A 20304-nucleotide genomic window follows, 5' to 3' on the forward strand; every position below is an offset into this window, starting at 1 on the left:
TAACGGAGCATTTTAATATTTTTATACCATAACTTAAAAACTGTAAAATTTTTTGAACGAACTTATTTTAGAGATCACGGAGATTAGTCCTAGAGAGTTTTTTGGACAAGGAAACGAGAAAATTAACCTTATTAAGAAGTATTTTCCAAAGCTGAAAATAGTAGCAAGAGGAAGTAAGATTAAGGTTTATGGTGATGAAGAACTTTTAGAAGAGTTCGAAAAGCGTTTTGATATGCTTACAGCGCACTTTGCTAAGTATAATAAATTAGATGAAAATGCTATAGAAAGGGTTTTAACAAGTAGTGATGAGGATGAGTACACTTCCTCTGCCAATAGTGGAGAAACCTTAGTACATGGCGTTAGTGGTAGATTAATAAAAGCACAAACGGCCAATCAAAGAAAATTAGTAGATGCTGCTAGAAAAAATGATATGGTTTTTGCAATTGGACCTGCAGGAACAGGAAAAACCTATACAGGGGTGGCAATTGCTGTTAAAGCACTTAAAGAAAAACAAGTAAAACGTATTATTTTAACAAGACCAGCAGTAGAAGCAGGGGAAAATTTAGGTTTTTTACCTGGAGATTTAAAAGAAAAATTGGATCCGTATATGCAGCCTTTATATGATGCACTACGAGATATGATTCCCGCAGAAAAATTAGTACATTTTATAGAAAACGGTACCATACAAATTGCACCAATGGCATTTATGAGAGGTAGAACTTTAGATAATGCTTTTGTTATTTTAGATGAAGCACAGAACACTACCCATGCCCAAATGAAGATGTTTTTAACACGTATGGGTAAAAATGCAAAGTTTTTATTAACAGGGGATCCAGGACAAATAGATTTGCCAAGAAGAACTATATCTGGTTTAAAAGAAGCTATTTTAGTGCTTAAAGATGTGGAAGGCATAGAGATAATTCATTTAGATGATAAAGATGTAATTAGACATAAATTAGTTAAAAAAGTAATTTCAGCATACAAGAGTATAGAACATCAGAATTAATAAAGAATATGAGTAATACAATTATAGATACCAATTTTAATTTTCCAGAGCAACAAAGCGTTTATAAAGGAAAAGTTAGAGAGGTATATAAATTAAAGAATGATGTTTTAGTAATGGTGGCTACAGACCGCCTTTCTGCTTTTGATGTAGTAATGCCAAAAGGAATACCTTATAAAGGCCAAATACTAAACCAAATTGCCACTAAAATGATGGCAGATACTGCCGATATTGTTCCTAATTGGCTAACAGCAACACCAGATCCTAATGTAGCGGTAGGAGAAGCTTGTGCCCCTTTTAAGGTAGAAATGGTAATTCGTGGTTATATGTCTGGCCATGCAGCAAGAGAATATAAAGCAGGTAAAAGAATGCTTTGTGGTGTTTCTATGCCAGAAGGGATGAAAGAAAACGATAAGTTTCCTTCTCCAATTATTACTCCTGCTACCAAAGCAGAAATGGGAGACCATGATGAAGATATTTCTAGAGAAGATATTCTTAAAAAGGGTATAGTTTCAGAAAAAGATTATGTGGTGTTAGAAAAATATACCAATGCATTATTCCAAAGAGGCACAGAAATAGCAGCAAAAAGAGGTTTAATTCTAGTAGATACTAAATATGAATTTGGTAAAACTGCTTCTGGAGAAATTGTTTTAATTGATGAAATACATACGCCAGATTCTTCTAGATATTTTTATGCAGATGGTTATGAAGAAAGACAAGAAAAAGGTGAAGCTCAGAAACAGCTTTCTAAAGAGTTTGTAAGACAATGGTTAATAAGTAATAACTTTCAAGGATTAGAGGGACAAACAGTTCCAGAAATGACCGATGAATATATTACCTCTGTTTCTGATAGATATATTGAGCTTTATGAAAATATTACAGGAGAAAACTTTGTAAAAGCAGATATATCTGATATTCAAGAGCGTATCAATAGTAATGTTTTAGAGTACTTAAAAATTATTTAAGCAAATACCTTAAAGTAACTTCTTTCTTTTGTTTAAGTAAAGTTAGTATTTTTAAAAAAGCAATGGCAGTAATAAAAGCATCTCCTAAAGCGGTATGACGATCCTCTTTAGAGATGCTAAACTTTTCTGCAAGTTCATCTAAGGAATATTGCTCTTTTTTTAGTAACAAGTTTGATTTTAAAAGTGTTTTTTTATAAAGGCGAGAAGTATCTATATACTCATTTTTTAGTTCAGGTAACCCCTGTCTTTCTAAGGCATGGTTAAGCATTTGAATATCAAACATGGCATGGTGTGCTATAATTACCGCATCTCCTAGGTAATCTAAAAATTGTAATAAAGCTTCTTTTTCCTCTATAAGTGACTTTTTAGAGTTTTTTAAAATACCATGAATTTTGGCAGTTTCTTTATTGTAAATATTTTGGTTAACGTACACTTCAAAAGTATTACGTACTGCAATTACATTATTTTCTATAGATAAAGCTCCAATACAAAGAATACGATCTTTATAAAAACTAAAACCTGTAGTTTCTGTATCTAAAACAACAAAACGTATTTTGTCTATAGATTTTTGAGGTGTATTTTTATTTTTGTTAAACCACATTACCCTAATAAATTTGCAACATTATAACGTATAGAAATTAACTCCTGTATTTCCTTTACTGTTTTAAAAGTTCGTTTTAATTTAATTTTTTCCTCTTTGCTTAACTTATCTAAAGCAATATACCTGCCAGAATCTCTGTGTAATAAACCTTGTTTGGTTCTAAATTTTAGTAATGCTTTGGTAGCATAGGAACATGCTAAATATATTTCTGAATTGTTAGGTTCTAGTTCTGCTAACTTCTCATATCGTTCCCATGTATTACTTATAGATTTTACAGAATGGGATAAAATTAATACTCTAGCGGCATCTACAAGAGGCATAAGAGCTCTAGATTTTATGTCAAAAAAATCTTTGTTTTGGCCATCTTGTTCTACTAAAAAAGACCTGAAAAAACCTGAGGGCGATGGGTTTTGTAAGGCACCTTTTGTTAGGTGTAATAAAAATAATGGGTATTTTTTAGTAGTAGTAAAAATATGTTCCGATAATTGATCTACTAAATTTTTGTCCCCGTATGCTAAAGAATAATCAAAAAATATAGAAGACATAAGAACCTCATCTGGTCCAGGGTTAATGATCCAATGCGACACCATATTTTTCCACTCTTGTAAACTTAAGCACCATTTAGGGTTAGAGGCCATCATTTCTGCAGGACAATATTCATATCCAATAGTGTTTAACCCTTTAGTAACGTGCTTTGCTAGTTTTAAAAAATAATTTGTTGTTTTTGGTAATATATCTTCAGGAACATCTTCGAAAACTAAAAAATTATCTTGATCTGTGTGTAACAATTGTTCACTACGTCCTTGGCTTCCTATTGCCATCCAAGCAAATTTACAAGGCAGTGGGGTAGGCATTTTTTCTAATGAAATTTCAATTACTTGTTTTGTACATGCGTCATTGAGCTCCGATATAATTTTAGCGGTAAGCCCCATAGGAATATTTTCATCTAAATATCCTTGTAGAAGATTCATTATGCTTTTTCTTATGGCTTTTATTTGTTTATACTTAGTAGTTCTTTTTATCGCTTTTACTAATACAGCTGGGTTGTCTCCAAGAGATACCATAATATCATGCTTAGAAAGTATTCCTATGACCTTGGTATTAACGGTGCCATCTTCTGTTAAACAAATATGACTAATGTTACTTTTCATCATGGCCATTTGTGCCTGCGTAACCGTCATGTTTTTTGGATACGTAATTACGGGCGAGGACATAATTTTTGAAGCTGGTGTAGTTATAGGGTACTGTCCTGTAACTATTTTAGTTCTTAAATCTTTATCTGTAACAATACCAATAGGCAAATCATCTTTAAGAATTACAATGGAACCTATTCTTTTTTTATTCATTAATTCGGCCAATTCGTTTACTGGCGTAGTTTCTAAACAACTAATTAGTTTTTTGGTATAAGTAACTGGTTGTAAGTCTAGAAGCTTAACTTCTGGGGTTATGTTTTCAGAATAATCAGAGCTGTATAAATTTCCTTTGTGTCTTTTAGAGTAGGGGTTAGCGGTATTCGACGCAAAACTTTCTAAAAGAAAATTTCCAACATTTTCGTTATTTTGAGCATAAGGTTTAAAAGCTGCAATAGGAATACCATAAATAATACTTTCTTCATGGGCTACAGCTTCTAATTTGTAATTTTCTTTTACCCATAAAGGACGTATTCCAAAAATATCTCCTTCATCACAAATATCTACTATTTCACTTTTAGTAGTATTTTTTTTACTTGCCTTATGAAGCGCTATAGCACCTTTATGAACCATATAAAAACTAGTATGTGGATCCTCTCCACTTGTAAATATAAAACTGTTTTTTTCTTGATAAAGGATACTAACTTGTTCTGACAGTGTTAGTAACTCTTTTTTTTGTAATAAATTAAAGGGAGGATAGTTCTTAAGAAAATCTGCTACGCGTTCAGAAATAGTGTTTTTCATAAAATTAAAGTAATACTATCAGAGAAAAATAAAAAAGAAAAGAGAATAAAATTGTGAAAATTATTAAAGAATTAAAAAAGGAGCAATTACCATTTGTGAAAAAAATTACCTAAATACGAACCTATTGTAATCTATTCTGTTTCAAATTTTGATTAAAAATTCTGTTTTATGTCAAAATAGGATAGTAATAAGCTAAAATCCATTCTTTTTTCTTTTTAAAGACCTTCTATTTTTGGTAAGATAACTCAACAATACATAGAATTATTCTAGCCTACATTACATTAACGCCTATAGGCTTCTTTTAATTCTATAGCAGTAACCAACTTAAAACTTAATTTATGAAAAAAATTATTTGCTTTTTACTTGTATTTATTTCTGTATATGTAAAAGCACAAGAAACAGAATTTTTAACAAATTGGAAATTTTCAAATTATGATTTTGGAAATGCAGAAGCTTTAGATTTTAATGATGAAGATTGGGAAAATGTTACTGTTCCACATGATTGGGCAGTAAAAGAAGATTTTAATTTTTCCCATGATGTGCAATTAACAATGGTAGTACAAGATGGAGAAACAAAACCAAAATATAGAACAGGAAGAACTGGGGCGTTACCATATGTAGGTGTTGGTTGGTATAGAACTAATTATACAATTAATAAAAAAGACTTAGAAGAAAAAGTACAATTGCTTTTTGATGGAGCAATGAGTAATGCAAAAGTATATGTTAATGGTAAGTACGTTGGGCAAAGACCCTTTGGTTATATATCTTTCTATTTTGATATTACTAAATTCTTAAAACCTGGAAATAATACTATAGCAGTAAGACTAGAGAATTTTAATAGTCAGTCTCGCTGGTACCCTGGGGCTGGTTTATATAGGAAAGTTTCAATTTTAAAAACAAATAAGACTCATGTAAAAACTTGGGGAACTTTTATAACTACTCCAGAAATTACAAAGAAAAAAGCTAGAGTTCATTTAGAAGTAGAGGTTTTAGGAACTGGTACATGTACTATAGTTAATGAAATTATGGCACCGGACGGAAGTATCCTAACTTCAAAAGAAAAAGAAGTTAGTTTAAAAGGCGAAGGAAAACTTTCTGAAGATTTTATAGTTAGTAAACCTAAAATATGGGATATAAAAACTCCAAATCTATATAAGCTAAAAACTACTATTTTAAAAGATAACAAAGAGTTAAGTAGTTATGTTTCTACTTTTGGAATAAGAACCATACATTTTAATTTAGATGGTTTTTATTTAAACAATAAAAAAGTTAGATTTAAAGGGGTTAATATGCATCATGATTTTGGTCCTGTAGGAGCGGCTTTTCATAAGGAATTGTTTGTTCGCCAAATGGTTAAGATGCAAGAAATGGGAGTAAATTCTATTCGTTTTTCTCATAACCCACCAGCTCCAGAAGCATTAGATGTATGCGATTCATTAGGAATTTTAGCAATAGATGAAGCTTTTGACGAATGGAAAAAAGGTAAAGTTCTTAATGGTTATTCTAAACATTTTGATTTATGGGCTAAAAAAGATTTAACCGATATGATTTTAAGAGACCGTAACCACCCAAGTATAATAATGTGGAGTATTGGTAACGAAATTATGGAACAATATACACCAGGAGCAGAAGTTTGCAAATATCTAAATGATATTGTCAAAGCTATAGATACAACAAGGCCAACTACAGCAGGTTTTAATTATGTAGAAGGAAGTATTAAAAATGGTTTAGCAACAACAGTAGATATAGCAGGATTTAATTACAAACCAGGAATTTACCATAAAATAAGAGAAGAAAATCCAAATTTAAAATTTTATGCAAGCGAAACTGGGGGAGCTTTAAGCACAAGAAATTCTTATAAATTTCCGGTTGAGTTTGATACGGTTCATAATAAAAGAGGTGCATCTACAAATATTAAAATTTATAAAGATGGGCAGCCTGGTAATTATGAAAACACAAACGTTCCTTGGGGGTATCCGTCTTATAAAGAATTTGCAGCGCAAGAATATAATAAATTTGTTTACGGAGAATTTGTTTGGACAGGTTATGATTATTTAGGAGAGCCCTCCCCATACCATGATGCTAGATCTAGAAGCTCTTATTTTGCTCCTGTAGATATGGTTGGTTTAGAAAAAGATAAATTCTATTTATATAAAAGTCAATGGAATACAGAAGAAGATGTGTTGCATTTTTATCCGCATTGGACACTTCCAGAAAGTATTGGAAAAAAAATACCTGTAGTTTGTTATACAACCTATGACAAAGCAGAATTGTTTGTTAATGGTAAAAGCTACGGAGTAAAAACCAAGCAAAAACCAGAAGTGCCAGAATTTTTAGCAAATAGTATTAAAAAAGAAACTTCTGGTGGAGCAACAATGTCACAATTAAAGGCTTATGGGATAGTATGGGAGTCTGTTATTTATGAGCCTGGAGAAGTTAAGGTTGTCGCTTATAATAAAAAAGGAAAAAAAGTGGCAGAGGTTGTTAAAGAGACTTCGGGAGAGCCATATGATATAAAGATAGAAGAGGAGCAAAAAAGTATAAAAGAAGGAGAAGTTGCTGTTTATATTGTTTCTGTGGTAGATAAAAAGGGTAATATTTGTTATACTTATAATAAGAATATGAAAATAAAAGTTAGTGGAGCTGCTAAATTTTTAGCCTCTGGTAATGGTGATCCAACAAATCTTCAAAACTTATCTAAACCAGAAAGAAAACTATTTAATGGGCAAGCAGTTATTTATGTTAAATCTATTTCTAAAGGAAAAGTTACTATTAAAACTAACTCAGGAGAATTACATGGGTCTAGTGATTTGTTGATAGTGAGGTAATTAAACAAGAAAAACGAAATAAAAAAACCCAAGATTAGAATCTTGGGTTTTTTGTTTTTATAGTAGCGAGAACGAGAGTTGAACTCGTGACCTCCGGGTTATGAATCCGACGCTCTAACCAACTGAGCTACCTCGCCAGGTTTTTTTAACGGCTGCAAATATATAGTTTAATTTTAATACCTTCAACTATAGTTGCAAAAAAAAATATTCTTCCTGTTTTATTTTTTTATCATTTATAAATATATATATTGGGCTATATTAAATTGTATAGAATGAGTGATAAAATAAAATATGAAATAGAATTTGTAATACAATCCTCACCACAACTATTATATCAATATTTGTCTACACCTTCTGGTTTATCAGAGTGGTTTGCAGATAATGTAAATTCTAGAGGAGAGTTGTTTGAGTTTATTTGGGATGGCGCAGAAGAAGAAGCAAAATTATTAAAAAAGAAAAATGATGATTTTGTTAGGTTTGCTTGGGTAGATAATGAAGATGATAGTTTCTTTGAGCTTAAAATAATTGTAGACGAAATAACAAAGGATGTTTCTTTATTTATTACAGATTTTGCAGAGGAAGATGAGTTAGATGAAGCAAAAATGTTATGGGAAAATCAAGTTTCAGATTTAAAGAGTATTTTAGGGTCTAAATAATCTTTTCTAATAATAATAGTATCTTTGGCCTTAATTTATTTAAGGCTTTTTTTATGGTTAATTTTAATGGTGAAATTATTGAAGATGACGTTCTTTTTCTTAATCAAGAAAACAGGGGACTTAGATATGGCGATGCTCTTTTTGAAACCATTCGCTTAGTAAATGATGAGGTACTTTTGTGGGAAGAACATTATTTAAGATTAATGGCTTCTATGCGTATTATTCGTATGGAAATACCAATGGAATTTACCTTAGAGTATTTAGAAGAGCAAATAAAAAAGTTGGCTGTTCAGAATAAATGTAACAATCAGGCTAGAGTGCGATTAACAATTTATAGAAACTCTGGAGGGCTTTATTTGCCAAAAACAAATATAGTATCATTTGTTATAGAAACAAGTCCTTTAGAAAGTCCTTACTATATTTTAAATACTGATAAATACGAAGTAGAGCTATTTAAAGATTTTTACATTAATGCAGATATGCTATCTAATTTAAAAACCAATAATAGGATTTTAAACGTAGTAGGAAGTGTTTTTGCAAAAGAGAATGATTATGATAATTGTTTAGTAATAAACAACTCTAAAAACGTTGTAGAAGGCTTAAATGGCAATATTTTTCTTGTAAAAGGCAACGTTATTAAAACACCACCGTTACAGGATGGTTGTATAAATGGTATAATTAGAAACCAACTTATAAGTGTTATTAAAAAAATAGAAGGATATACATTAGAGGAGGCCTCTATTTCTACTTTTGAACTTCAAAAAGCAGAGGAGCTATTTTTAACTAATTGTATACAAGGAATTAGACCTATAACTAACTATCGTAAAAAAGAATATACTACGGTAGTTTCCCAAGAGTTAATTGGTAAACTAAATGCAGTTATTCGTTTACAAAAAAGAGATTTAGTTTAAACTTGGGTTTTCTGGAGCATTAGACCATATAAGATACTTGCCACCTAATTCTACCATTTTTTCTTTCCAAAATGCTCCAGCAGATTTTTGTATAATAGCGCTTTGGTACTTGTTTTTTATAACAATCCAAGATTTAGAAGTAAGTTCTTGGTCTAATTGAAGAGAGGACCAGCCTGAGTATCCTAGAAAAAAACGAATTTCGTTCTCCGTGATTAATTTTTTATTAATTAATTCTACAGCAATATCAAAATCTCCGCCCCAAAAAATTCCGTCAGAAATTTCAATACTATTCGTAATTAGGTGAGGAACTTTATGAATAAAGTATAAGTTGTCCTGTTCTACAGGTCCACCATTATATACTTGAAAAGGAAACTTAATTTCTTTGACTAAATCATTTATAAAATAATCTAACGGTTTGTTTAGTATAAAACCAACAGAGCCTTCCTGATTATGTTCGGCTAATAAAACCACAGATCGGTTAAAAGAAACGTCTCCTGTTAAAGCAGGTTCTGCAATTAATAGTTTTCCTTTATTGGGTTTTATATCTATCATTATAACATCCTTACATTATCTAAAATAAGGTATTTATAATAGATAACAAAAAACCTTTGCAATAAAAAAAGCGTTTCTACGAGTAGAAACGCTTTTCATATACTGTATTTTATACAGATTAGTTTACTGCTTTCCCTAAATCAGCTCCAGCTTTAAACTTTACTACATTTTTAGCTGCAATTTGGATAGTTTTTCCAGTAGAAGGGTTTCTTCCTTCTCTTGCATTTCTTTTAGATACAGACCAAGATCCGAATCCTACTAGAGAAACACGTCCACCACTTTTAAGAGATCCTTCAACATTTCCTAAGAAAGATTCTAAAGCTTTTTTTGCTGCTGCTTTTGTAATACCTGAGTCAGCTGCCATTGCATCGATTAATTCTGTTTTGTTCATAATATAATTAAATTAATTGTTAAAATAATTTCAATCCTCTAACAAATTTATATGGATTTCCGACGAACACAAGTAAAATCAAGGGAAATCCCCTATTTTGTTGATAACTCAGGCGGTTTGTTAATAAAGTAGGGCATTTTTTACGCTTCTCGCAGCCCAATGGTAGTGGGACTTTACGCAACATGTGCGTTTTCTTCTAATTTTAGCCCATTAAGAACATCGTTAGTTTTCATTTTACGCTTCCCTGGTAATTGAATTTCTAATAAATTAATAAATCCGTTTTTTACTGCCACTTTAATTTCTTTTTTATTAAAAATTAGCTTCCCAAATTTATAAGTATGCACTTCTTCTGTTTTAGAAATAGCATATATTTTTAAAAAAACTTCTTCCTCATTAGTATATAAGGTAGTCCATGCTGCTGGATAGGGACAAAGACCGCGAATATGATTATAAATAGCATGTAATGGTAACTGCCAATCTACTTTACAGGTTTCTTTGTGAATTTTATAGGCAGACTTTAATTCTTTAGACTCCTTTTGTTTTTGTAGCGTTACAGTGTTATTAGATATTGCAGTAATAGTCTTTATTACTAATGCAGCACCAATATCCATTAATTTGTCATGTAAAGTACCAGCAGTGTCCTCTTGTGTAATAGTCGTTTCTTCTTGTAATATTATTTCTCCAGTATCTATTTTATCATCTATAAAGAAGGTAGTAACTCCCGTTTTTGTTTCTCCATTAATTATAGCCCAATTTATTGGTGCAGCACCTCTGTAGCTTGGTAATAAAGATGCATGTAAATTAAAAGTGCCATACTCTGGCATTTGCCATACCACTTTTGGGAGCATCCTAAACGCAACTACGATTTGTAAATTAGCATGTAGCTTTTTTAATTCTTCCAAAAAAGAGGAGTCTTTAAGGTTGGTTGGTTGTAGTATAGGAATATTTTGTTCTAATGCATATTTTTTTACTGCCGAGGTGTTTAGTTTACGACCTCTACCCGCTGGTCTGTCTGGAGCAGTAATTACGCCAACAACATTATATTTAGATGTTACTATTGCAGATAGTGTTGCTACGGCAAAGTCTGGTGTACCCATAAAGAGTATTCTTATATCTTTCATTTTTGGCTTATTTCGTATTCGTTTTTAGAATTTATTATTAAATACCCTTTCTCTAATAATTGTTGTAACGTATAAATTAAGTTAGTTTCTGAATAGGGTAGGAGCTGTATAATTTCTCTGGAAGAAAAACCTTTAGAGTGCACTAATTGTAATATGTCTTTTGAGATTTTTTTAAAATCTGGCTTTGTGTTATTTGCAATGCAAACATCGCATATACCACAATCTTCTTTTTTATCTTCTCCAAAATATTTTAGTAATAATTTACTTCTACAGCTAGTATTATTATTAATAAAAGAAAGCATATCTTTTATTTGGTTTTTTTTAATGGTGTTTCTTTCTACCACTTTATTAGCAAACCTATTAATAGTATGGTCGTCTTCTCTTGGAATTAAATAGGTTATTTCTAAATCGCTATGTTTTCCTTTGTAGGTTATAATTTCTGCTTTCTCTAATTGTTTTAGGATAGAAATAATTAACTCTTCTTTTTGTCCTGTTTTTTTAGCAAGAAGATACGTGTCTATTTTGGTTTCAAATTCAAAAATGCCTCCATAAGTTCTTAATATTACTTGCGTAATTAAAGCAATAGATTCATTTTTTTCTAAATAATTTAATAATTGCTCTTTTGTAGTTATAAACTGTATAGTTGTTTTTATATGATGGGCTTCAGATAAAGAAATAACGGAGTTCTGATCTAAAATTTTCAACGAATTATACGTTAATAAAGGATTTAAAGAGTATCTAGTACAAAATTCATTAAAGTTTAATTGTTGTTTTATAGTATGCCCTTCTCCATAAGAAATTTGAAAAAAGTTGCTTAATTTTCTATAAATTATTTTTAATGTTTTTACATCTGGTAAAACACTTAGAAACTGTTTTTTTAAACGTTCTTCATCTGTTTTATTGGTAATAAGCACTATTTCAGAAAACTCATTGTCCCTACCAGCTCTACCAGCTTCTTGAAAGTAATTTTCTATACAATCTGGTATTTGGAAGTGTACTACTAAACGCACATCTGGTTTATCTATGCCCATACCAAAGGCATTAGTAGCAACCATAATGTTAGTTTTATTGGCTAGCCAAGAGTCTAACTTTTTTTCTTTTTCTTTTTTAGAAAGTCCGCCATGAAAAAAAGTTGCACTAAAATTATTTGCGTTTAAGAAATTAGCAATTTCAATAGTATTTTTTCTATTCCTTGCATAAACAATTCCACTTTTAATTTCTCCGCTAAATAGTTGCTTTAGGCGCCCTTTTTTGTTTTCATCCCAGAGTACTTTATATGCAAGATTGCTTCTGTAGAAAGAGTCTTTAATGAAAAGCGAGTCTTTGTACTTTAAATTTACTTCAATGTCTTTTACTACTTGTTTTGTTGCGGTTGCTGTTAAAGCAATCATTGGAATGTTTGGAGCTAAGGTTTTAAGATTGGCACACTCTAAATACGCAGGTCTAAAATCATGCCCCCATTGCGATATACAATGTGCTTCATCTATAACAAGCAGGTTCACATTCATTTGTTGTATCCTAGTAGCAACAATTTCTTGTTTTAAACGCTCAGGAGAAAGGTATAAAAATTTGTAATTTCCATAGAGGCAATTATCTAATAAATTATTTACTTCGTTAAAAGGAATACCACCTGTTAGCGCAATAGCTTTTATGCCCTTTTTTTGTAAGCTGTCTACTTGGTTTTGTATTAACGCTACTAAAGGAGATACTACAATGCAAATACCGTCTAAAGCTAATGCGGGTAATTGAAAACACAAAGATTTGCCTCCGCCAGTTGGTAGTAAAGCAAGCACATCTTTACCGTTTAATACAGCATTTATTATTTTTTCTTGTGACCCTCTAAAGGTTGTAAAACCCCAATATTTTTCAAGAAGATCTTTAGGGTTTGTTAGCACTGTCTATTTTCTTTTTTATAAAGGAGACTCTATCTGCTACAGTTCCTGTTGGGACTGTTATGGTAGTATATCCAAAGCTAGTATATGTTTTTTCTAAATGATTATGAATTTCTACAGCTTCTTCAAAATTTTCTAGTCTTTCATTATCCGAAACATAGATTTCTTTCCAAGGTGGTAAAATAAAAATTTTAGAATATTTATAATCCTCACAAGTACGTATGTAATTTTCAGGATATTCTTGTTTAAAATAATCCATATAAGCTAGTACATCTGGCACACCTCTATCAAAAAAAAGCACATTTTCTTTACGACTATTTGCTTCAATGAATTGCTCAAGACGACCATTAAAAAGCATATTATTAAATGCATTAGGGTCTTTTACAAAAGCCAAAGGGTTAGATGCTAAAGAACTTTCATCTAGTTCTTTTTTAGCTTCTAATGTCATGGTTCTTATTATTTCATGAAAGCAATAAAAACCTTCATTTTCTAAAGCGTTTATTACAGAGGTTTTACCTGTTCCTGGACCACCAGTAATTACTATTTTTTTTGAATACAAATTTTAAAATTTAAAGAAACAAAAGTAAGGAAACCTAAAGGATAAAAAAATTAGTAACTAACTACTATCTTTGTGTAAAAAGAAATAAAAATGGATACAGAAAAATCCGAAGAGTTTTATAAAAAACTAATTGAGCAATTGTATGATACATCAAAATGGCCTTCTACCTATTTGTATAAATTTATAGTACTTAGCGAGAAAGAAAAGATTGAGGCTATAAATACTATTTTTGATAATACGGGAGCAGTTATTGAGTCTAAAAAATCTAAAAACGGAAAATATACAAGTCTTTCTATTACAGTAACCCTTAAAAATCCGGAAGCTGTTGTTGCTAAATATAAAGAGGTAACACAGATAGAGGGTGTAATATCCTTGTAAAATAATAATATATAGTATAATTTTCTTATTTTGCAGTCGTTATAAAAATACTTCACTTTTATACTTATAAAAGCCTAAAACTTTTAATTTGAATTTAATAGAAAACTTAGAGTACAATACAGAACGCCCTCATTTAATAATACCGGAATATGGCCGTCATTTTCAGAAAATGGTAGATCATGCGGTGGCTATAGAAGATCGCGAGGAAAGAAATAAAATTGCAAAGTCTATTATAGACGTAATGGGCAATTTACAACCACATTTAAGAGATGTGCCAGATTTTCAACATAAGTTATGGGATCAATTGTTTATTATGTCTGATTTTAAATTAGATGTAGACTCGCCTTTTCCTATTACATCCAAAGAGGTTTTAAAGCAAAGACCAGAAGCATTAGAGTATCCTCAGAATTTTCCAAAGTATCGTTTTTATGGTAATAACATTAAGCGTATGATTGATGTTGCTGTAGAATGGGAAAAAGGAGATATGCGTGAAGGTTTAGAGTTTGCAATAGCAAACCATATGAAAAAGTGTTACCTAAACTGGAATAAAGACACCGTAGATGATAAAGCTATATTTAAGCATTTGCATGAGTTAAGTGATGGTAAGATTGATTTAAAAACGGAAGAAGTTACTTTAACAGATAGCGGTCAGTTTTTAAAAAATAGGGTTGCAAAAACACCAAGAAATAATAATTCAGGAAAAAAATATTCAAAAAATAATAATCGCGGTAAAAAACGCTATTAAACTTCTTCATATAACTACATGGGAACATTTAAGATTGAAGGTGGTCATGCCTTATCTGGTGAAATAACACCTCAAGGTGCAAAAAATGAAGCCTTACAAATACTTTGTGCAGTATTATTAACTTCAGAAAAAGTAACAATAAATAACATTCCAGATATTGTGGATGTGAATAAACTTATTGCTTTATTAGAAGATTTGGGTGTAAAAATCCAAAAAAGAGGTAAGGGAACTTACACTTTTAAAGCAGATGATGTTAATTTAGAATATTTACAATCGGATCAGTTTAAACAAGACGGTAGAGGACTTAGAGGTTCTATAATGCTTGTGGGGCCATTATTAGCACGCTTTGGAAAAGGATATATTCCTAAGCCTGGAGGAGATAAAATTGGTCGTAGAAGATTAGATACCCATTTTGAAGGCTTTATTAATCTTGGTGCAAAATTTAGATATAATAAAGAAGAACATTTTTACGGTGTAGAAGCAAAAAAACTCAAAGGAACATATATGTTGCTGGATGAGGCTTCTGTAACTGGTACTGCAAACATAGTAATGGCTGCCGTTTTAGCAGAAGGAGAAACCACTATCTATAATGCAGCTTGTGAACCTTACCTACAACAACTTTGTAAAATGTTAGTGCGTATGGGTGCTAAAATCTCTGGAATAGGTTCTAATATGCTAATTATACAAGGGGTAGATTCTCTTGGGGGTACAGAGCATACTATGCTGCCAGATATGATAGAAATTGGTAGTTGGATTGGTCTTGCTGCAATGACTAAAAGTGAGCTTACTATTAAAAATGTAAGTTGGAAAGATTTAGGACAAATACCTACTACTTTTAGAAAACTTGGTATTACTGTAGAAAAGAAAGGGGACGATATTTATATTCCTTGCCATAAAGATGGTTATGAAATTCAGAATTATATAGATGGTTCTATTTTAACTATTGCAGATGCACCATGGCCAGGGCTTACTCCAGATATACTAAGTATAATCTTGGTTGTAGCATCACAGGCTAGAGGAGAAGTTCTTATACATCAGAAGATGTTCGAGAGTAGATTATTCTTTGTAGATAAGCTAATAGATATGGGCGCTAAAATTATACTTTGTGATCCGCATAGAGCAACTGTTATGGGACACGATTTTAAATCTACCTTAAAAGCTACAACAATGACCTCCCCAGATATTAGAGCAGGTGTTTCTTTATTAATTGCAGCATTATCTGCAAAAGGAGAATCTACCATTCATAATATAGAACAAATAGATCGTGGGTATGAAAATATAGATGAACGTTTACGCGCTATTGGAGCAAAAATTGTTCGTGTGTAAATAATAATATAAAAAAGATTATTTAAAAAAGCCATTCTTATAATAAAGAATGGCTTTTTTATTAAAACATCTAGTACTGAAATAGTGTTATAATAATTCGAGGAAAAATTACTTAAAGCTTTTCACTTTAAAAAAACATAATTTTCTTAATTAAGTTATCATTTTTTATATGATTTTGAAAAGGTAAAGATAAACAAGACTATTTAGCTACAGTAAAAAGTGTTGTTTTGTTATTTTAAATAAATTTTTTAAGAAAAATAGTATTAAAATAGATGGTTTTTTCGTTTTTTATTAGTTTTTTCTTACATTTTTTTAGATTATTTTTGAAAAATCAAGTTCCCTACAAAGACTATATAAAAGTTCTAAAGATTTTATATTATTAATAGCCTCCATAACACTAACTGTTAGCTCACTTTTTATTTGAAATATTTGCAAAATAGTATGATGTTGTATGTAGCGAATCGTATAAATATAAGTATGGTTTCTGATTTTATTAGAAAAACACTTCGCTTACCAGTCCATTATTATGAAAAGAAAATGACTAGTGGATTAATTAATACAAGGAGAGTTGTTTTTGTTTTATTGGGTATTTTATAAACTAAACATGAAGAATTCAAAATATATTTTTATATGTATATATAGCTTTTTTATTTCTTGTAACCCCTCTAATAAAAAATTAAGTAAAGAACAAGTACAGGAAATTAAAGATACGTATATCCCAGAAGAAATAACCTATTTTTATGAAACCGTATTTTTTGTAGACCCCGAGGCAAGAGATTACAAACCTTTTAAGGGAAATACAAAAATATGTAAATGGGATACAGATATTTATATAGAGGTTTATGGGAACAAAACAGAGGAAAATATAGCATCTCTTAAAAAAAGTATTAAATCTTTAAATACTTTAGATTTACCTATAAAACTTTATTTGTCTAATAAAAAAGAAGGAAATAATATACATGTTTATTTTGGCTCCAAAGAGTATCTGGAAAAAGAATTGAATAAAAAACTACCTCAAGGATTTGCATTTGATAATGGCTTTGGAGATTATGAAATAAACTCTAAGGGGTATAATATGAAAGCTATTATAGGAATTGAAGATTCGTATGAATCAACAGAATCAGAAGCTTCTAACAGAATATTAGAAGAATTAACACAAGTTTTAGGTATACCTGGAGATTCTTACTCCCATATAAATAGCATTTTTTATCAAAGTAGGAGCCCTATAGCGGATTTTAAACTAATTAATCTAGATAAAAAGGTTTTACAATTATTATATTCTAAAAACATAGCTGTAGGGCTTACTATGGAAGAGTTTTATGCTAATTTTAAAGAGATACTCCCACATACACAATTAACTAACCAAGCGTATTTAGATTTTGAAAATTTTATACTAAAAAAAGAATTTTCCCAAGAAACCATTAACTTATTTCTTAAAACGGGTTTTAAAGAAAGTAATTATATTATAAACTCTCCTAATATTCAAAAATGGCATAATAATTTAGAATACACTTTTAAAGACAAAATAGCATATGTAGATTCTGTATTAATAAGTCGTAACATAACGTTAATTAATAAGCTAATTGGGGCTAGAAAAATTTTATACAAAAAAAGGAAAAAGTACAATGCTAACTTAACATTTTATTACGAACAAGAAGAAAAAAGTTTCAATCAGTTTTCCTATACAGGAAAAGATATGCTAAGGTACCAAATATATAAAGGCAAGATTTTAATCCTTAATAGAGATAATAAAATTGAAGAATCTGCTCGAGAAAAAATAATATTAAAACAATTATTAATTGTACTAGGTTTTAAGTTGCAAATGGAAAATCTTGAATCCTCAGAAATTTTTGGTAAAATAGATGCCAATACCCCTTTACTATCTATAAATGATGAAGAATTAATTAGTCTTTTTTTCTCTGAAACCCTTAAAAGTGGTATGACCAAAGATAAAATAGTGAAGATTTTAGAGAAGCACTATACCATTAATAAAAATGAACTAAATACAGAAGAAGAATAATTTTAATACTACTTATTATTATATTTTATAAAATATTTTTGATTAATTGGGTATTCTATAAACTAAACATGAAGAACTCAATTTAAATTTTAATCTTTATTGTTTGTTTCTTGTAAATTTTCAAAAAAAAATAAGTAAATAACAAGTACAGGAAATAAAAGATACTTATTCATCAAAAAATGTTTGAAAGTAGACTTTTCTTTGTAGATATGTTAATTGATATGGGCGCAAAAATTATACTTTGTGATCCGCATAGAGCAACAGTTATGGGGCATGATTTTAAATCAACCTTAAAAGCTACAACAATGACCTCTCCAGATATTAGAGCAGGTGTTTCTTTATTAATTGCAGCATTATCTGCAAAACGAGAATCTACCATTCATAATATAGAACAAATAGATCGTGGGTATGAAAATATAGATGAACGTTTACGCGCTATTGGAGCAAAAATTGTTCGTGTATAATATTTGATTAAATTATAAATAAAAAAGCAACTCTATTTTAGAGTTGCTTTTTTGGTTTTAAAAGATGTTACTTTTCTACTAAAGTTCCATCAGGAAACTTAGCAAATCTTCCTTTTTCTTTTGGGTGAACATTGTCTGTATATTGCCATGGCCATCCACCAAATTGGGTAAGACCATATTCTTTCATAGTATCTCTAATTTCAGATTCTGTATTCATTACAAAAGGACCGTGTTGTACAACAGGTTCTTTAATTGGTTTTCCTTGTAATAATAATATATGTGCTTTTTTGCTACCTACTTTTATAATTGTCTCTGTATTAGAAATTAATTCTATACCATGATTTGGAGTAATAGTTTTGTCTTCTATCAGAATAGAATCTCCTTCATAAAAATATAGCGTTCTGCTTATATCGTTTTTAGAAGCTGGTATACTAAAACTTGTATTAGCTTCTAGATGTAGTGTCCATATAGCTACTTCATTTTCAGGATTTGCTGCCCATGAATTAGGAGCAGGGGCACATGCATTTACTTTATTATAACTCCCTGCTATTATTTTAATAGTAGCAGATGTGTTTTTTATTATTGGAATATATTCGTTCCATAACATAGCAAAATGCGGCGCTACAAATTTATCTTTTTTAGCAAGGTTTAACCATATTTGGAAAAATTCTAAAGGGTTTTCTTTTTCCGTATTTAATAATGGAAACATTTCGGAATGTTGCACACCAGCTCCGGCAGTCATCCATTGCACATCTCCGTTTCCAAACCTACCAGCAGCACCTAAAGAGTCTGAATGATCGCAAAAACCTTTATTTGCTATAGAAATGGTTTCAAAACCTCTGTGCGGATGCGATGGAAATCCTGGAATAGTTTTTCCATGATACATACGCCAACCATTTTTAATAGTAAAATCGTTACCTAATGATCTGCCTTCCAAAGACTCTGCGGGTCCCATTTCTTCATTTCCTTTAGGGTATAAATCATAATGATATGCACAAAAAAGAAAGGGGTCTTTTGTTTGCCAAGGAAATCCTAGCGGGAATATGTTTTTTATAGAATTCATATTTTTTTAATGTTTAGCATCATTAACCTCTATCCAATATCCATCAGGATCTTGAAAATAAATTTGTTGTACCCCATCTGCTCTACGTGTAATTTCATTTTTAGTACCGGGCCAATCGTAATACGTAATACTTTTTTCTTTTAAATGCTTTGTAAAAGTATCTAAGTTCTGTGTTGCTAAACATAAGTGAACCGACTTATGTTTCTTGTATTCTGGGTTTTCTTTCTGAATTAAATGAATTTGTTGGGTATTATTTATTAGAAACCATCTAAAGCCTTTTGCTAGGGTTGGGTGAGGAGTTTCTTTTAATTTTAAAATCTCAGCATAAAATTTTGCGCTTTTATCAGAGTCTTTGACAATAATAGAATAATGATCATACGTAAGGCTAAAATCTTGAGAAGATAAAATAGAGCATTGTATTAGAATTAAAAATAATAGTATTTTTTTCATTAATTAATTTTAATAGTTAACCTCCATGATAACAAAATTTATTCCTGATTCTTTGTAGGTTTTATTTGTTTTTGTCATCCCAAAGTTATGGTAAAAATTTGCCTTATTTTCTCGTGCATTACACCAAATTTTTGAAGTGTTTTTCTTTTTAGAAAAATCAAAAACAAAGGATAATAGCTGTGAAGCATATCCTTTTCCTTGGTGTTCCTCTAAGGTAGCTAATTTTCTAAATTGTGCATTTTTTTCTTTAATAAATAAAGAAACAACAGTTACTAATATGCCTTCTGCATAACCTCCAAAATGAATTCCTTCCTTATCATTTTCTAATATAACGTACTCTTTAGGGTGTGTTGGGTACATTACAACATGTCTAAGAGGCCATGTTTCTGAGGCTTGTATTTGCTTTATACTTAGTTTTTTATGTGTCAATAACAATAAAGTGTTT

Annotated in this window: 19 protein-coding genes, 1 tRNA gene and 1 pseudogene; 10 read left to right on the forward strand and 11 right to left on the reverse strand. The window is 30.4% G+C overall.

Annotated features, from left to right (window positions below; translation table 11 throughout):
* The first annotated feature begins 52 nt into the window (after positions 1 to 52).
* Positions 53 to 1006, forward strand: coding sequence for a PhoH family protein (locus CLV91_RS07570; protein WP_121065884.1), 954 nt, complete (start codon positions 53 to 55; stop codon positions 1004 to 1006).
* A gap of 8 nt (positions 1007 to 1014) precedes the next feature.
* The gene (locus tag CLV91_RS07575) at positions 1015 to 1968 is read left to right on the forward strand and encodes a phosphoribosylaminoimidazolesuccinocarboxamide synthase (protein ID WP_121065887.1); all 954 of its coding nucleotides are present in this window, start codon (positions 1015 to 1017) and stop codon (positions 1966 to 1968) included.
* Here CLV91_RS07575 and CLV91_RS07580 read toward each other — a convergent pair.
* Positions 1961 to 2569 carry a 3'-5' exonuclease gene (locus CLV91_RS07580; RefSeq protein ID WP_121065890.1) on the reverse strand — a complete coding sequence of 203 codons (609 nt, stop codon included), beginning with the start codon at positions 2567 to 2569 and terminating at the stop codon, positions 1961 to 1963. The two genes, CLV91_RS07575 and CLV91_RS07580, sit on opposite strands and share 8 nt — an antisense overlap.
* Positions 2569 to 4503: a DUF294 nucleotidyltransferase-like domain-containing protein gene (locus CLV91_RS07585; protein WP_121065893.1), complete on the reverse strand. Its 1935-nt coding sequence runs from the start codon at positions 4501 to 4503 to the stop codon at positions 2569 to 2571. Before CLV91_RS07585 ends, CLV91_RS07580 begins: the two co-directional genes overlap by 1 nt.
* Positions 4504 to 4841: 338 nt before the next feature.
* Here CLV91_RS07585 and CLV91_RS07590 point away from each other — a divergent pair, with 338 nt between their 5' ends.
* The gene (locus CLV91_RS07590; RefSeq protein WP_121065896.1) at positions 4842 to 7331 is read left to right on the forward strand and encodes a glycoside hydrolase family 2 TIM barrel-domain containing protein; all 2490 of its coding nucleotides are present in this window, start codon (positions 4842 to 4844) and stop codon (positions 7329 to 7331) included.
* A 63-nt stretch (positions 7332 to 7394) separates the two neighbouring features.
* Here the strand turns inward: CLV91_RS07590 and CLV91_RS07595 are convergent.
* A tRNA-Met gene (locus tag CLV91_RS07595) sits at positions 7395 to 7468 on the reverse strand.
* Positions 7469 to 7603: 135 nt separating this feature from the next.
* Between CLV91_RS07595 and CLV91_RS07600 the strand changes: the two genes are divergently transcribed.
* Together CLV91_RS07600 and CLV91_RS07605 are read left to right on the forward strand one after the other, a co-directional pair.
* Complete coding sequence (locus CLV91_RS07600) at positions 7604 to 7987, forward strand: START-like domain-containing protein (protein WP_121065899.1); 384 nt, start codon at positions 7604 to 7606, stop codon at positions 7985 to 7987.
* Positions 7988 to 8040: 53 nt separating this feature from the next.
* The gene (locus CLV91_RS07605; RefSeq protein ID WP_121065902.1) at positions 8041 to 8898 is read left to right on the forward strand and encodes an aminotransferase class IV; all 858 of its coding nucleotides are present in this window, start codon (positions 8041 to 8043) and stop codon (positions 8896 to 8898) included.
* On the opposite strand, the gene CLV91_RS07610 is transcribed toward CLV91_RS07605, so the two are convergent.
* From CLV91_RS07610 to CLV91_RS07630, 5 genes are all read right to left on the reverse strand, one after another.
* Positions 8890 to 9450, reverse strand: coding sequence for a YqgE/AlgH family protein (locus tag CLV91_RS07610; protein ID WP_121065905.1), 561 nt, complete (start codon positions 9448 to 9450; stop codon positions 8890 to 8892). The two genes, CLV91_RS07605 and CLV91_RS07610, sit on opposite strands and share 9 nt — an antisense overlap.
* Before the next feature lie 118 nt (positions 9451 to 9568).
* Complete coding sequence (locus tag CLV91_RS07615; protein WP_121065908.1) at positions 9569 to 9841, reverse strand: HU family DNA-binding protein; 273 nt, start codon at positions 9839 to 9841, stop codon at positions 9569 to 9571.
* 173 nt (positions 9842 to 10014) lie between these two features.
* The gene (gene fmt / locus CLV91_RS07620; protein ID WP_121065911.1) at positions 10015 to 10962 is read right to left on the reverse strand and encodes a methionyl-tRNA formyltransferase; all 948 of its coding nucleotides are present in this window, start codon (positions 10960 to 10962) and stop codon (positions 10015 to 10017) included.
* Positions 10959 to 12857 carry a RecQ family ATP-dependent DNA helicase gene (locus tag CLV91_RS07625; protein ID WP_121065914.1) on the reverse strand — a complete coding sequence of 633 codons (1899 nt, stop codon included), beginning with the start codon at positions 12855 to 12857 and terminating at the stop codon, positions 10959 to 10961. The genes fmt and CLV91_RS07625 overlap by 4 nt, the downstream gene beginning before the upstream one ends.
* Entirely contained in the window at positions 12841 to 13413 is a 573-nt protein-coding gene (locus CLV91_RS07630) for an AAA family ATPase (protein WP_121065917.1), read from the reverse strand. Before CLV91_RS07630 ends, CLV91_RS07625 begins: the two co-directional genes overlap by 17 nt.
* 90 nt (positions 13414 to 13503) lie before the next feature.
* Here CLV91_RS07630 and CLV91_RS07635 point away from each other — a divergent pair, with 90 nt between their 5' ends.
* The 5 genes and pseudogenes from CLV91_RS07635 to CLV91_RS07655 all read left to right on the forward strand — a co-directional run.
* A complete protein-coding gene (locus CLV91_RS07635) occupies positions 13504 to 13791 on the forward strand; it encodes a DUF493 family protein (protein ID WP_121065920.1) in 288 nt (95 codons plus the stop codon).
* An 88-nt stretch (positions 13792 to 13879) separates the two neighbouring features.
* Positions 13880 to 14536 (forward strand): DUF4290 domain-containing protein, encoded by a 657-nt coding sequence (locus tag CLV91_RS07640; RefSeq protein WP_121065923.1) that lies wholly within the window; start codon positions 13880 to 13882, stop codon positions 14534 to 14536.
* Positions 14537 to 14554: 18 nt separating this feature from the next.
* The gene (gene murA, locus CLV91_RS07645; RefSeq protein WP_121065926.1) at positions 14555 to 15862 is read left to right on the forward strand and encodes a UDP-N-acetylglucosamine 1-carboxyvinyltransferase; all 1308 of its coding nucleotides are present in this window, start codon (positions 14555 to 14557) and stop codon (positions 15860 to 15862) included.
* A gap of 604 nt (positions 15863 to 16466) precedes the next feature.
* A complete protein-coding gene (locus CLV91_RS07650) occupies positions 16467 to 17882 on the forward strand; it encodes a DUF2927 domain-containing protein (RefSeq protein ID WP_121065929.1) in 1416 nt (471 codons plus the stop codon).
* 158 nt (positions 17883 to 18040) lie between these two features.
* Positions 18041 to 18346: pseudogene (locus CLV91_RS07655) on the forward strand (UDP-N-acetylglucosamine 1-carboxyvinyltransferase); the annotation flags it as partial.
* Positions 18347 to 18413: 67 nt separating this feature from the next.
* Here CLV91_RS07655 and CLV91_RS07660 read toward each other — a convergent pair.
* The 3 genes from CLV91_RS07660 to CLV91_RS07670 are packed head-to-tail and all read right to left on the reverse strand — an operon-like array spanning position 18414 to position 20288.
* Positions 18414 to 19409 carry a pirin family protein gene (locus tag CLV91_RS07660; RefSeq protein ID WP_121065932.1) on the reverse strand — a complete coding sequence of 332 codons (996 nt, stop codon included), beginning with the start codon at positions 19407 to 19409 and terminating at the stop codon, positions 18414 to 18416.
* 6 nt (positions 19410 to 19415) lie between these two features.
* Complete coding sequence (locus CLV91_RS07665) at positions 19416 to 19859, reverse strand: VOC family protein (RefSeq protein ID WP_121065935.1); 444 nt, start codon at positions 19857 to 19859, stop codon at positions 19416 to 19418.
* A 9-nt stretch (positions 19860 to 19868) separates the two neighbouring features.
* On the reverse strand, positions 19869 to 20288 hold the full coding sequence (locus CLV91_RS07670; protein ID WP_245987155.1) for a GNAT family N-acetyltransferase: 420 nt from the start codon (positions 20286 to 20288) through the stop codon (positions 19869 to 19871).
* Positions 20289 to 20304: the final 16 nt, after the last annotated feature.

The sequence above is a fragment of the Maribacter vaceletii genome (assembly GCF_003634105.1).
Lineage (GTDB): Bacteria > Bacteroidota > Bacteroidia > Flavobacteriales > Flavobacteriaceae > Maribacter_B > Maribacter_B vaceletii.

What these genes read in the sequence shown, in the direction of transcription:
- CLV91_RS07575 (WP_121065887.1), top strand. Translation starts at nt 1,015, where the DNA reads ATGAGTAATACAATTATAGATACCAATTTTAATTTTCCAGAGCAACAA.
- CLV91_RS07580 (WP_121065890.1), bottom strand. Translation starts at nt 2,569, where the DNA reads ATGTGGTTTAACAAAAATAAAAATACACCTCAAAAATCTATAGACAAA.
- CLV91_RS07585 (WP_121065893.1), bottom strand. Translation starts at nt 4,503, where the DNA reads ATGAAAAACACTATTTCTGAACGCGTAGCAGATTTTCTTAAGAACTAT.
- CLV91_RS07590 (WP_121065896.1), top strand. Translation starts at nt 4,842, where the DNA reads ATGAAAAAAATTATTTGCTTTTTACTTGTATTTATTTCTGTATATGTA.
- CLV91_RS07600 (WP_121065899.1), top strand. Translation starts at nt 7,604, where the DNA reads ATGAGTGATAAAATAAAATATGAAATAGAATTTGTAATACAATCCTCA.
- CLV91_RS07605 (WP_121065902.1), top strand. Translation starts at nt 8,041, where the DNA reads ATGGTTAATTTTAATGGTGAAATTATTGAAGATGACGTTCTTTTTCTT.
- CLV91_RS07610 (WP_121065905.1), bottom strand. Translation starts at nt 9,450, where the DNA reads ATGATAGATATAAAACCCAATAAAGGAAAACTATTAATTGCAGAACCT.
- CLV91_RS07615 (WP_121065908.1), bottom strand. Translation starts at nt 9,841, where the DNA reads ATGAACAAAACAGAATTAATCGATGCAATGGCAGCTGACTCAGGTATT.
- fmt (WP_121065911.1), bottom strand. Translation starts at nt 10,962, where the DNA reads ATGAAAGATATAAGAATACTCTTTATGGGTACACCAGACTTTGCCGTA.
- CLV91_RS07635 (WP_121065920.1), top strand. Translation starts at nt 13,504, where the DNA reads ATGGATACAGAAAAATCCGAAGAGTTTTATAAAAAACTAATTGAGCAA.
- murA (WP_121065926.1), top strand. Translation starts at nt 14,555, where the DNA reads ATGGGAACATTTAAGATTGAAGGTGGTCATGCCTTATCTGGTGAAATA.
- CLV91_RS07650 (WP_121065929.1), top strand. Translation starts at nt 16,467, where the DNA reads ATGAAGAATTCAAAATATATTTTTATATGTATATATAGCTTTTTTATT.
- CLV91_RS07660 (WP_121065932.1), bottom strand. Translation starts at nt 19,409, where the DNA reads ATGAATTCTATAAAAAACATATTCCCGCTAGGATTTCCTTGGCAAACA.
- CLV91_RS07665 (WP_121065935.1), bottom strand. Translation starts at nt 19,859, where the DNA reads ATGAAAAAAATACTATTATTTTTAATTCTAATACAATGCTCTATTTTA.